Consider the following 11,940-nt stretch of genomic DNA (forward strand, 5'->3'; position numbering starts at 1 on the left):
GATGCCCGGCCCTTCAAGTGGACCAAGACCGCCGACCAGATCCTCGACCGCATCTGCCGCTACTGCGACAGGATCTCCGAACCAGGTCACTAGGGAGTGTCGTCAAAGTGCCGACCAGACGAGACTTTGACGACACGACCTAGCGCCGCGGCGGAACGAAAGGGCTGCCGGGGGGAGCAGCTCGTCCACCGGTGCCACCGGCTTCCGGCCCCGCCGCGCTGCTACGCGCGCGGGGCCGGGCGGCCGAGGGGGATGAGGTACTGGATCGGCTCGTCCAGGTCGTCCAGGCCCAGCAGCTCGTGCGCCAGGTCGTCGTGCAGGCCGCCGAGCGGGATCGTGCCCAGCCCGAACGCGCCGGCCGTCAGCTGGAGGGTCTGGGCCAGGTGCCCGGCTTCCAGGAGGCCCAGCCGCAGCGCCCGCAGCCCGTAGCGGCGGCGGAGCAGGCCGAGGTCCAGGTGGACCGCCAGCACGGCCGGTGCCTCGTCGATCCCCACGGAGTCCGGGTCCTCGGCCGGGCGCGAGAAGTACGAGGACAACGCCTTCAGCCCGCCGAGTTCCGGCGCCGGGCCGAGGTTGACCAGCGACCGCCGCTCCGGCACGCAGTGGTAGGTGCCCGGGGCCAGCCCCGCCACGGAGAGAGCCAGGAGCCGTACCCGGACGCTGTAGAGGGCGCCCGCGCTCGGGTACGGACGGTGGCGCAGGCTGCGCTCCGTGCCGTCGGCCAGAGCCTGCCGGGAGACATGGCTGGGCGCGTGGGCGTGCCACAGCACCCCGCCCAGCTCCTGCGCGGTCAGCGGCCCCCGCAGCGCACCGCGCGCCGAACTGCGGCCGCGCAGCACCTCGGCGAGGGACAGCTCCGGCAACGGGGCCGCGGGGAGCGGCCGTTCGGACTCGGGTCCGTGTCCGGACGCGGCGTCGGGGCGCGCGATGCTCCGTACCGCCGTGTCCTGCGGTCGGCCGATCTGGAACTTGCTCTGCTCCAGGTACTGGTAGTCCGCGGCTCGCGGCCCGGTGCCGAAGAAGCCGCCCCCGTCTCCCGTCTCCAGCAGCGCGCGCCCCGCGAGCCGGCACACGGCCCGTTCCTCGTCCGGAGTCACCCCCAACCGGTTGAACAGCATGTGCAGTTGTGAGGCCCACACCCACAGCCGGCGCTGCGTCCGCACCGGCGCGTCCGGCCGGTCCGCGGGCGGTACGGCGGCGCGCAGCCGGGCGTCGGCCGCCCGCACCTGCCGGGTCCACTCCGCGAGCCACGGATCGGCTGAGCCCTCGTCCAGCCCGGTGCGGACGGCCCGGGCGCGCCGCGCCAGGCTCGTGCGCTGGGCCGCGAACACCGTGTTGACGCGGGTGTGCACGGCCGCTCCGGGCAGTGGCCGCACCTCGGCGGCCCAGCGCCAGGAGGCGGCGTGCCGGCGCAGCCAGCCCGCCGAGTCCAGTTCGTCCAGGCCCAGGGCGTGCGCCGTGGCATGGGCGAGGTCCAGGGCGAGCCGCAGCCGGTCGGCCCGCCCGGGTACGGCGCGCAGGGCGTCGACCGCCGCGCGGGTCGAGTGCGCGAACAGCTCCTCGGCCACGGGGAGCGCGGCCGGCCCGCCGTAGCGCTCGGTCTCCGGCTCGTACGGAACCGCGCGCACCTCCCCGTGCCGACCGGGCCGGGTGCCCGCCGCCGGGGTGGTGCCGGCGGCCGACAGGGCCAGTTCCGCCGCGAGTTCGGCGGCCTCTCGCGCCGGGTCCCCGGTGGATCCCGCGCCGCGGAACCTGATCCGCAGGTGGGGGCCGCCCTCGTGGTAGCGGATGAAGAACCAGGCGCCCGCCCCCGGTCCGTACCGGCCGTCCATCAGGGGGGCGAGCGCCCCGGTGACGAAGGCGTCGGTGTCCGCGCCGTCGGTGTGCAGGGTCAGGTGGAGGCTCTGCCAGCTCTGCACCGGAGCCGGCGCGAGGGTCGCCGTCGCGGCGGCGGGCGACGCGGATGCGGACGCGTACGGGTCATCGGTCATGGGATCGGATCGCCTCACGGGAACGGGTGCGGATACAGGGGGAGTTCGTCGTGGCGCAGCGGACGCGCGGTGCGCCCCAGCCGGTGGGGCACCTCCAGCAGCCGGGCCAGGCCGAGCGTGCGGCGGTTGACATGACCGAAGGTCATCGGGAGGGTGCCGGGCACGATCACCTTGGCGCAGTGCAGTCCCAGCCGGTCCCGGATCCCGGGCTCGTCCTGCGTGACGACGAGCACCTCCAGCCCCTCGGCGGCCAGGCGCGCGACCGTCTCCGCCAGCAGCCCGGTGAGGTCGGCCACCGGGGTGGGCGCACCCGGCCACCGCTCCGGCCAGGGGACCTCCGGGACGTCGCCGAACAGGAATTCCAGCCGGTGCTGGGCCTCCGGCAGCGTGTTCAGTCCCACGTGGTCGTCGAGGCCGACCACCAGCTCGGGCCGGCGCAGCATGGGGCGCAGCCGTTCCGGGTCGCGCGCCCCGCCCGGACCGGCCGGCCGGTGCACCGCGTCCTGGACGTTGGTGACCACCTCCGCCACCGCCGAGCGGATCGCGGCGCGCGGATCGTGGTGGGCTCCGGCGGCCAGGAAGGCCCGGGGAGCATCGGGGTGATCACCCTCGTAGCGGCAGAGCGAGACCACGCAGGGGATGCCGAGGTCGTTGGTGGCGTCCAGCAGGCGCAGCCGGTAGCCCAGCAGTGCGGCGCGCGAGGCCAGGGCGGTCACCAGCGGGTCGTCGTCGGGCAGGGCGATGCCGGGCAGCGGCGTGCGCGCGTACCACGCCATCAGGAACGCGTCCCGTTCCGCCACCTCGAACAGCCCGTAGAGCGCGGCCTCCTGGGGACTGTTCCCGAGCCCGCAGCCGTTCGAGGACTCGTAGACCACCCGGGCCCGGCCGGGGCCCCGTGCGAGGTCCCAGTACGCCACGTGCTCGGGCACCGCCCGGGCCCGGCCTTCGGTCAGCGACCAGCCGTACACCCAGTCCATTGGCAGGTCCGCGTGGTAAGGAACGGTCAGGGAGGCGGGGTGCCCCCGGTGGGCCGGGTCGGGCAGACCGAGCCGGGCGGGATCCACGGCGGCTCGCGGACCCAGCTCGGCGAAGGAGGCGCGCAGGACGGTACGGCGGCCCAGCGGGCGCATTCCGGCCAGCCGCTCCACGGCCTCGAACAGCGCCACCCGCTCGCTGGAGCGGAAGTCGGCGGAGCGCCCGTACCCGCCGTCGTCGACGAGACGGCCGTCCGTCACCCAGGCCGTGGTGAGGGCGAAGGCGGAGTCCTCGGTACGGAACAGCCGGCGCACCGGGCCGAACCGTTCGTCGAACAGCTCGGTCCGGGGCCGGTCCGCCTCGGTGAGGCCGTTGGGGCCGCGCAGCACGGACGGGTCGGGCAGCGGCCGCGGCGTGTCCGCGAACCCGGCCGCGGTGGGGGAATCGGCCGGCAGCGGGCGGCAGACGGGGCAGCCGCCGACCGGTCGGACGCGATGGGTGGACCAGGTGGCCCGGTGGCCCTGGACGACGTGGACGGTGGCCGGCGGCGCCGGTGTCCGCGACCCCGCGACCGCCCCCGCCACCGGCCCCGGTTCCAGAAGGGCGGCGGCGAGCAGCAGGGCCGCCTCCGCCATGGCCGGGGTACCGGTGCCGCCGAGCGCGAGCCGCGGGCTCTGCCAGGGCACCCGGCCGCCCGCGGTGGCCAGTCGCCGGTACTCGACGCACGACAGGCAGGCCCGTGCCGAGGGCTCCAGTACGGGACCGATCACGGTCAGCGCACCGTCCTCGCGCACCGGGACCAGGCGTACGGGATGGGCCAGTGCGTGCCGGCTGAGCCGCTCGGCGAGCTCCAGCGTCCACGAGGTGAGATGGACGACGGCCACGCCGGTGGTGGTCTCCAGGGCCGCGGCAGGATCCAGGACGGGTACGGCGCCCGCGGACGGGGACACCACCACCGGCGCGTCGGCAGCCGTCCCGTACCTCGTCATCGTGCTCGCGCTCATCGTGTTCCTCCCCGCCCGGCCAGAACGGTGAATCCGCACGCGTGCAGGGCGGTCAGGACGGGCCCGGCTGATCCGGCAGCTGCGGCAGCTCCGGCGGATCCGGCAGCGCCACCCGCTCCGGTGCCGGTGAGGTCCGTCCCCGGCTGCCAGGGTTCGGGGCGCAGTCCGGTCAGCCGGGTCAGCGCGGCGCTCAGCTCCGTCTCCCGGCGTGCGATCCCGGCCAGCCAGCGGTCGGTCCAGCCCTCGTCCGTCCAGCCCGCGGGCTCGACTCCGGCAACGGCGAGCGGTGCCTCGGCCCCGCTGAACGCGGTGTGCACGGCCCCGGTCGGACCCTCCACGGCGGCCATCGCCCTGGTCACCGCGCCGAGCGCGGCCAGGGCAGCGGCGTCCGCGGCTGTCGCCTCCACCGCACGGGCGGCCACTCCCACGGTCCCGGGTCCGCCGACCGGATCCCGTACGACCGCCAAGTAGACGCGCTCGCAGGCCAGTTGGTGCACCGTCATCCGCATCGGAAGCGCCAGGTGCCGGGTCAGCACGGTCCACCAGTGACGGGCCTGCGGATGCCCGCGCCATTCCTCCTCGCCCAGGGCCCGCCCGGTGCCGGTGGGCCCGGCGGCGGCGAGGGCGGCTCGGCGCAAGGCCCGCCCGAGGGCGTGGCCGGGACCCGCGCCGACCGCCACCGGCATCCCGTCTCCCAGGCGCAGTTCGGCCGCCCGGCACACTGCCGTGAGCCGGGCGAGGTCCGTCCGCGGAGCCCCGGCCACCAGGGGCCCGGCCGCCGAGGCGCAGCTCGCGAGCGCGGCGGGCAACTGGGGCAGACCGCCCGGCAGCGGTGCGTCGAGCACCCCCAGGTACGGGTCGGTCAGCGCCTCGATCCGGCGCAGGGCCCCGGACAGGTCCCCGGCGGGGGTGGGGGAGGGGGAGCCGGGGCCGGCCGGTCCGGCGACCCAGGGGCGGTACGACGCGTGCGGCGGCCGGGCCGATGCGACCAGTACGGCCGGACGTTCGGGGAGCAGTCGCGGGTCCTCCTCCCGTCCGGCCGGATCGGGCAGACCGGCCACGGCGCACAGCAGCCGCTGCGCCGCGGCGCCGGCCAGCAAGGCCGTCACCGCCGCGGCCGCCCCGTCCGTCACCCCGTCCGTCACCCCGTCCGTCTCCCCGTCCGTCGTCCCGTCCGTCACCCCGGCCGACGCTGCGGCTGGCGCGGAGCCGGTATCGCGCTCCATGCGGACGGCGATCGACTCGGCTTCCGTACGCGCCCGTTCCGGCTCGGCCGGGGCGGTGACGAAGCCGCCCTCGGCCGTGCGGGCCACGGCCACGGCCACGGGCGGGGTCCCCGCGACCGCCACCACGCGGCCGGGGGCCAGTCCCGCGTCCCGGCACGACTGCGGCGGGGTCCCCGCGCGGTCCAGCGCGCTGATCAGCGCTGCGGCGAGCGGGCCTTCGGGATCGGCCGCCGCGACCACGGGCCGTGCGGCGGCCAGGGCCGCGGCCGCGTGCTCGGGCCGCCGTGCGGAGGCTCCCAGCCAGGCGGCCGGTTCGGCGCCTCCCGGCGGATGTTCGGTGAGCAGATCGTGCGCGCGCAACTGCGCGGCCAGCGCGTCCAGCGCGGACCCGACCCGGGGATCGGCCGGATCGAGGCGGGGCAGGCCGGTCCCCGGGGGGACGTGCCCCGCCACGCCGAGGGGGTACCCGTTGTCATGGCCGAGCCGCTCGCACAGCAGCTCCCACAGGGCCGGCAGCGCCCTGCTGCCTTCGAGCGTCACGCTCCCGTCCCGGCCGCGCAGGTGCAGACCGTCGCGCAGCGCAGTGACCGCCACCCCGGGCCTCAACCGCGTGCGTGGCGGTTCGGTGGCGCTCACCGCGTGCCCTCCACGGCGGAGATGGCCTCACCGACGCGTGCCTGCCACCGGTGCCCGGTGAGTTCCGGCACGCTGCGCACGACGAGGTGGGCGGCGAGATAGCGCTCGACGGGGCGGACGTCGCAGATGGTGAGGAGCCGGTACAGCCCGTTGGTGCAGGCCCGGTGGACCAGGTAGTCGGGGCGGCTCCACATCGTGCCCTGCGGGTCCGAGCGGTGCAGCAGCCGGTGGAAGTCGCTGTACCGGGTCCGTGCCCCCCGGTCCCAGCGCTCGGCGGTGGCCGGGTCGCCCAGTGCCGCGGCCCGGTCCACGTACTCCGCGCGCACGCCGGTGAAGTCCGCGCCCGCGTCGAACCGTTCCTCCGCGATCCGCCAGGCGTCGGTGGACCAGTCGGCCCAGGCTCCCTCCCAGCCGGTCTCGCCACCGCTCGCGATCCGGCCCACCAGTGTGGCGATCCGCCCGCCCACGGCGTCCCAGCGGCGGTCGAAGGCTGCCCGGATACGGCCGTCGTGGTCCTCCTGGGCGAGGAAGTCCTCCAGGTGGGAGACGTACGAGTAGTGGCCGCCGACCAGTCCTTCGGGGTGCGCGGCCGCGTGGGCCGCGAGGGCCGCGACCACGAGTTCGACCCGGGCGGTGGAGGTGTTCGCCCGCTCTGCGAGGAACGCCGCGCCCGCGTCGAGGGCGGGCAGGCCCAGGGCCAGCAGGTCCTCGCGCAGCCGCACGCCGTCCGGGCCGATCAGCGCGGTCAGCGAGGACCGGTCCACCGGCTCCACCCGTACCGTGTTGTCGGGTACGAGAGGACCGTACGGGGGCGGGATCAGCTCCGCCCGCCCCGCCGCCTGAGCCTGCGCCAGCAGGCGCTGCCCGTCGACGGCGGCCCGTGAGGGGTGCGAGGCCGCACGGGCGGCCAGTTCGACCGCGGTGCGCTCGGCCGCCTCGGCCACCGGTCCGGGGAGGCCGCGCAGGCGCAGGCGCAGGTGCGGTCCGTGCAGCCAGTGGCGTTCGACGTGGGCGGCCAGCCCGTCCGCGGCCGCCTCGCGCGCGAGGGGCAGCACGGCCTCGCGCAGGAGCGGGGTCTTGACCGGTTCGTAGTGGTAGACCACCACGTCAAGGGTGGTGGCGGCGGTCGCGGCGGGCCGGGCGGTGTCCGGGTTGGTGGCCGGGGCGTTCATGGGGTGTCTCCTCGACGGATGACGGACGGAGTGGGGGTGGGACACGCCGGGACGGGTGGCGCGGGCGGAACAGGGGATGGGGCCGGCACGGGGGTTCAGTCCGACCGGGCGCCGTGTGCGGGCCGGTACGTCTCGGCAATGAGCTCCACGGCATGCGCGGGTCGGCTCCGGCCGCCGAAGACGGGCAGTGATTCCTCCAGCACGACGCCGCGCGCATGGCGGGCCAGCCAGCCGGGGAGGCAGCGCAGGTGCAGGGCGCTGCCCAGGTCGAGGGCCTGCGGTTTCGGCGCGCGCAGACTCCGTGCGAAGTCCTCGGCGGGCCGCCCGGCGGCGGGCTCCGGCACGGCGTGCAGGAACAGCTGCTCGGGAAGACCCAGCAGGGCCCGCCAACGGGCCACGGTGGCGGCCGGGATCACGTCGGGGTCGGCGGCGAGGTCGGCGCGGAGCGCGGCCAGCACGCCTGCGGGCAGGTGCCAGCGGCGCCGCGCGAGTACCGCGTGGCCGTGGCGCAGCCGGGGGGTCCGCCACACCTCGCCGCCGGGTGCGGCCAGAGTGTGGCGGGGGAGGAGCCGCCGGAAGTCGACGACGCCGCCCGGATGGTCGCAGAGGAACGGTGCGAGGCGCTGCGGCAGCATGACCGGGGCGAGGAAGCCGAGGTAGAGGACGTCGAGGGGTTCGCCGGTGGCCCGCAGCCGCAGCCGGAGCTGGTCGCGGTCCGTGTCGTGGACCAGCTCCACGTCGGCTTCGGCGAACGTGCTCCGCAACCGGTCGGGGCCGATCTCCTCGTCGACCAGCAGCGGATGGAGATTGGCGTTGAAGCCCCCGACCGGCCGGATCTGGGCGGCCCGGGCGCCATCGCCCAGACCGCGCCTGATCTCGCGGGCCACCTGGGCGGCGGCGCCCCGGGGCAGGTCGTCGAGGAAGCGGCTGGTGAAGCGGCCCCAGCCGCCGTAGACGTGGTTGACGCAGAGCAGCTGGCCGGGCAGGGCCCGTTGGACGAACCACGCGTAGCTCAGCGGGCGGGCGGAGGTCCAGCCCGGCAGCCGGCCGGCGAGTCCGCGGACCTCCTCGGCGGGCAGGACGAGCTCCTCGGCCCTCCCGTCGGGCGTGTCCGCCGCAGCGGCCCGCACCTTCTGGGTGAACTCCTCGCGCAGCGAGGCGAGTTCGGCCAGTTCGCGGGAGAGCCCCGGGTCGCCGGACGGCCGGACGGCGAGGCGCGCGGCCTCCTCCCACGCGGCGGCGGTGTCGCGGCCGAACTCCCAGGGGGTCGGGCAGGTCCCGCCGGGCCCGTAACGGGCGACGAAGCGCTCCAGTGCGGCTCGCCGCATCAGGTGCCCGAGGTCGAACAGCTCGGCCAGGGCAGTGAGTTCACCGAGAACCGTCCGGTCCGCGTCCCTCAGCCGGTCGGCGGGAACCGGGTCCTCGCCGGTCCGCACGCCTCCGACGTGCGCTGCCCCGACGTGCGCTGCCCCGACGTGTACGTCCTCGGAGAGCACGTTCAACGGGGCGGCATCGGCCGGTACGGGCCGGCCGGCGTCGGCCAGCAAGCGGCGCCAGCGCTCCGCCAGGTCGGCCAGCAGGGCGGGCCGCTCCTGCGCCGGGACGTTCGCGAACCCGGCGGTGTCGCCGGCGAGCCGTTCCACCCGGTCGGCCAGTGCCGCGTCCTCGGGCCACCGGCGCAACCAGCCGGCCAGCGCGCGCAACGGGTGCGGGTGCTGCGGATCGACGGGGTCCACGGGCACCAGCAGACCGCCGTCGGCGAGCTGGTCGAGGAATCGGGTGACGGCGGGGTCGGTACCGGCGCGACCGAGAGCCGGGCCGAGCCGGTCCGCCAGCTCGGCGAGGGTCGCGGGTTCGGCCGCGACCGCGTCGAGCGCCGTCAGGGCGGGGCGGACGGGGAGCTCGACCGACTCCTCGTGGGTGACCAGGTACCGGCCGCCCGCGAAGAGCGTGTGGTCGCGCGCGTACAGGGCCCGCCCGTCGGCGGTGTGCCGCGCACTGCTGGTCATGCGGTGGGCGAGGGCGCTCCGGCGGCGCGGTTCGTCGAGCAGCGCGGCGGCGAGCGCTTCGACGAGCGTCCGGTGCTCGCGCACCACGGACCGCAGTGCCGGTCGCGGCTCAGCCGACGGGCCCGCTCCGTCGGACCATCCCACGGCGGTGAACCAGGACAGCGGGCTGGTCTTCGTGCTGGCGCGCAGGGCGTGCCGCAGCACCGAGGGCTCCTCCTTGCGGGCCCTGCGCCCGCCTTCGTCCCGGGCGGCCCGCGACACCGCGCGCAGCAGGTCTGCGCTGGTGAGGGCGACGGCGCGGGTGAAGCCGGGGGAGCGGCACAGCTGCGCGAGGGCGGAGCGCTCGGCGGTCAGGGCGTCGGGGGCGGCCGCCGCCAGCTCGGTGAGGAGGGCGTCACGGAACCCGCGCAGCTCCAGCCAGGTCCCGAGCCGGGGCACCCTTACGGGCAGATCGGCGAGGCGGGCCAGCAGGGCGGGGCGGGGGACGCGGCCGTTGTGCAGCGCCCGGCGCAGCGGGAGCACCACCTGGCGGTGGAACTCCTCGTCGTGCCCCGGCCGGGAGGCGAAGAGGTCGTCGCACAGGGCCGCACGCAGTGCGTCTTCCCGCGCGGTGAGGGCGGTGAGCCGGTCGAGCAGGGTCCGTACCCGCGCGGCTTCCCCGGGTTGCGCGGGGTGTGGGGTCACCGTGGTGCGGACCAGCGCGTACGGGACGGTACGGGCCGTAGCCACCGCCGACGGGCGAGCGGTCCCCGACACGGGCGCGACGCGTTGCGGTGCGACTGGCTGGGCGGGGTACGGCAAGGCGGGCTCCCGTGGTGCGGTCTTGGCCAGTGAGCTGTCCTCCGGCTCGGGCCGCCGCCCGCGCGGCCGGCCCGGGTGGGCCGGTCGCACGGGAGCGGTCTCGTCACGGCCGTCAGGCGGTGGGCGTCTCCACCTGCGGCTGGGCGCAGGAGGACGAGCCCTGACAGGAGCAGGAGCCCCAAGAGGCGCCGTTCTCGGGCAGCGCGGCGGTGTCGCTGAGCGCGGTGACCGTCAGCTCGCTGAGGTCGAGGTCGAGGTCCAGGTCGAGGTCGTCGTACCCGGGGGTGGCGGAGTTTTCGGACATGCGGATTTCCTCTCGCTTCTGAGGGATTGCAGTACCGCGAAGACGGCGTCGGGTGGCCGGCGCCCGCGGGGGACGGGCGAAGTGCCCCTGGGAAACAGATGGTTCGTGGTCAGGTCCATCTGGGTGAGCGGGGTGGCGCAGAACGAGTCTCGGCGCAGTCGGGATCGACGGCAACTGCCCGTGTCACCTTGGCCGGTTGTCTCGTCATGTCCGTCACTTCACGGCGGACCGCCGGGCTCCTGCCGCAGGCCGTACGGGCCGCGCCCGCCCCGGGGAGCGATGGCGATCGCCGCTCGTGGCCACGGGCGGGAAGGCCGGAACAGGCGGTTCCATCGAGCGGCAGGGGGGATCGCCGGCCGCTGCGCACCGTCGGCACGGGGCACGGCGTACCGGCCAATCTCCCGCCGCCGCCTCGGCCGCGCCGGGGCTCCGGCCGCCCTCGCTCCGCTGCCGCGTCACCCATACCGCCTGATTCGTCCGCGCGCGGACCCGGCTGTCGGCGTGTACGCGCATCCGGCGGCCGGTGGTGCCGCAGGCTGCCTCGACGGGCGCATCGTGCGCACACGCGAACACCGCAGTCCCGATCGAGGGGAGAAACCGTGAGCGGAGACGAGATGTCCAGGTCCGTTTCCCCGGCCGCTTCACCCGGAAAAACACGGGCGGGCTCCGGCCCGGCGCCCGTGCGGACCGGGCCCGAACGCGGCGGCTGGCCCCTGTACGAGTTCGCCCTGACGGCGACGCTGATGTTCGCCGTGGTGACGGTCATGCGCTGGGTACTCGATCCGGCCTCCCCGCTCGTCCTCGCGGACCTCCGATCGGCCCTCCTCGTGGTGGGTGCGCTCACCGGGGCGATGGTCTTCGGGCTGCTCCGCTCCCCCTGGGGACGGCTTTCCGGTGCGCACATGAATCCCGCGATCACGCTCGCCCTGTGGCGGCTGAGGGCCTTCCCCGGCCGGTGCGTGGGGGTGTACGTCTTCGCGCAGCTGTGCGGATCGCTCGTCGGGACGGTACTGGCCCGCCTGGCCTGGGGACCGGCGGTCGCGCGGGTCGGCTACGGGGCCGTCGCGGCGGCCCCGTCGTGGAACGGCTGGGCGGTCTTCGCGGCCGAGGGCGCCTGCCTGGTCCTCGTCACCTTGATGATCGGCTTCTTCCTCGCGCGCCCGGCCCGGGAGCGGTGGTTCCCCTGGGTCCTGGCGGTGCTCGTCTGCGCGATCATCGCCGTTCTGGGCCCCCTCAGCGGGGGCGCGGCCAACCCGGCCCGCCAATTCGGACCCGCGCTGATGTCCGGAACCACCACCGGCCTGTGGATCTACCTCCTGGCGCCGGCCCTGGGAGCCTCCCTGGGCGCCGCCGCCCACCGCCGGATCACGACCCGCTCAAGGGGGTACGGCTGGTGACTTTGGGTGAGGTCGGGGGGCTTCGGAGGTGAGCCGCCCCATAGGGCCCATGTCACATACGAGGCGCTGTAGTAGGTCCAGGGGGTGGTGCGGAGCACCTCTCGGAGGGTTTCTCACCTGCATGGATGCCATCGCACGCGGGGATCGTTGCCTGGTGGTCGGCTGCGTAGGCGGTTAGTAGGCGGGGTCGTTGCCAGGGTGTCGGGGCGTGGGTAGAACTGGATGTGTCGCCGGGCGGCCCGGGTGAATGCCCGCCGCCGACGAACCCCTCTCCACCGCGTGAGTGGCTCACGCATGCCTTGGCATGCAGCGACCGCCCTTGTTCCCTGTGGAAGGTTTCCTCCGTGTCGAAGTCCGTCATCCGCCGTATCGCCGCTTCCAAGAAGACCCTCGCCGGCTCGATCGTCGCCCTGGGCGTCGCCGGT

The 11,940-nt window shown here is 75.8% G+C and carries 7 protein-coding genes; 1 reads left to right on the forward strand and 6 read right to left on the reverse strand.

What is annotated here, in order from left to right:
• Positions 1 to 221: 221 nt before the first annotated feature.
• From AB0M92_RS38660 to AB0M92_RS38685, 6 genes are all read right to left on the reverse strand, one after another.
• A complete protein-coding gene (locus AB0M92_RS38660; protein WP_366107083.1) occupies positions 222 to 1,991 on the reverse strand; it encodes a thiopeptide-type bacteriocin biosynthesis protein in 1,770 nt (589 codons plus the stop codon).
• 14 nt (positions 1,992 to 2,005) lie between these two features.
• Positions 2,006 to 3,970, reverse strand: coding sequence for a TOMM precursor leader peptide-binding protein (locus tag AB0M92_RS38665; RefSeq protein WP_366107084.1), 1,965 nt, complete (start codon positions 3,968 to 3,970; stop codon positions 2,006 to 2,008).
• On the reverse strand, positions 3,967 to 5,832 hold the full coding sequence (locus AB0M92_RS38670; protein WP_366107085.1) for a hypothetical protein: 1,866 nt from the start codon (positions 5,830 to 5,832) through the stop codon (positions 3,967 to 3,969). Before AB0M92_RS38670 ends, AB0M92_RS38665 begins: the two co-directional genes overlap by 4 nt.
• A complete protein-coding gene (locus tag AB0M92_RS38675; protein WP_366107086.1) occupies positions 5,829 to 7,004 on the reverse strand; it encodes a lantibiotic dehydratase C-terminal domain-containing protein in 1,176 nt (391 codons plus the stop codon). Before AB0M92_RS38675 ends, AB0M92_RS38670 begins: the two co-directional genes overlap by 4 nt.
• A 95-nt stretch (positions 7,005 to 7,099) precedes the next feature.
• Positions 7,100 to 9,742, reverse strand: coding sequence for a lantibiotic dehydratase (locus AB0M92_RS38680; protein WP_366107087.1), 2,643 nt, complete (start codon positions 9,740 to 9,742; stop codon positions 7,100 to 7,102).
• Between the two features lie 184 nt (positions 9,743 to 9,926).
• A complete protein-coding gene (locus AB0M92_RS38685; RefSeq protein ID WP_366107088.1) occupies positions 9,927 to 10,118 on the reverse strand; it encodes a thiazolylpeptide-type bacteriocin in 192 nt (63 codons plus the stop codon).
• Positions 10,119 to 10,732: 614 nt separating this feature from the next.
• On the opposite strand from AB0M92_RS38685, the gene AB0M92_RS38690 reads away from it, so the two are divergent.
• Positions 10,733 to 11,515 (forward strand): aquaporin, encoded by a 783-nt coding sequence (locus tag AB0M92_RS38690; protein ID WP_366107089.1) that lies wholly within the window; start codon positions 10,733 to 10,735, stop codon positions 11,513 to 11,515.
• Positions 11,516 to 11,940 lie beyond the last annotated feature (425 nt).

The organism is Streptomyces sp. NPDC051582, from assembly GCF_040681715.1.
Lineage (GTDB): Bacteria > Actinomycetota > Actinomycetes > Streptomycetales > Streptomycetaceae > Streptomyces.

Excerpts from the sequence above, each read along its gene's own strand:
- AB0M92_RS38690 (WP_366107089.1), top strand. The coding sequence starts at position 10,733 with ATGTCCAGGTCCGTTTCCCCGGCCGCTTCACCCGGAAAAACACGGGCG.
- AB0M92_RS38665 (WP_366107084.1), bottom strand. The coding sequence starts at position 3,970 with ATGAGCGCGAGCACGATGACGAGGTACGGGACGGCTGCCGACGCGCCG.
- AB0M92_RS38660 (WP_366107083.1), bottom strand. The coding sequence starts at position 1,991 with ATGACCGATGACCCGTACGCGTCCGCATCCGCGTCGCCCGCCGCCGCG.
- AB0M92_RS38675 (WP_366107086.1), bottom strand. The coding sequence starts at position 7,004 with ATGAACGCCCCGGCCACCAACCCGGACACCGCCCGGCCCGCCGCGACC.
- AB0M92_RS38685 (WP_366107088.1), bottom strand. The coding sequence starts at position 10,118 with ATGTCCGAAAACTCCGCCACCCCCGGGTACGACGACCTCGACCTGGAC.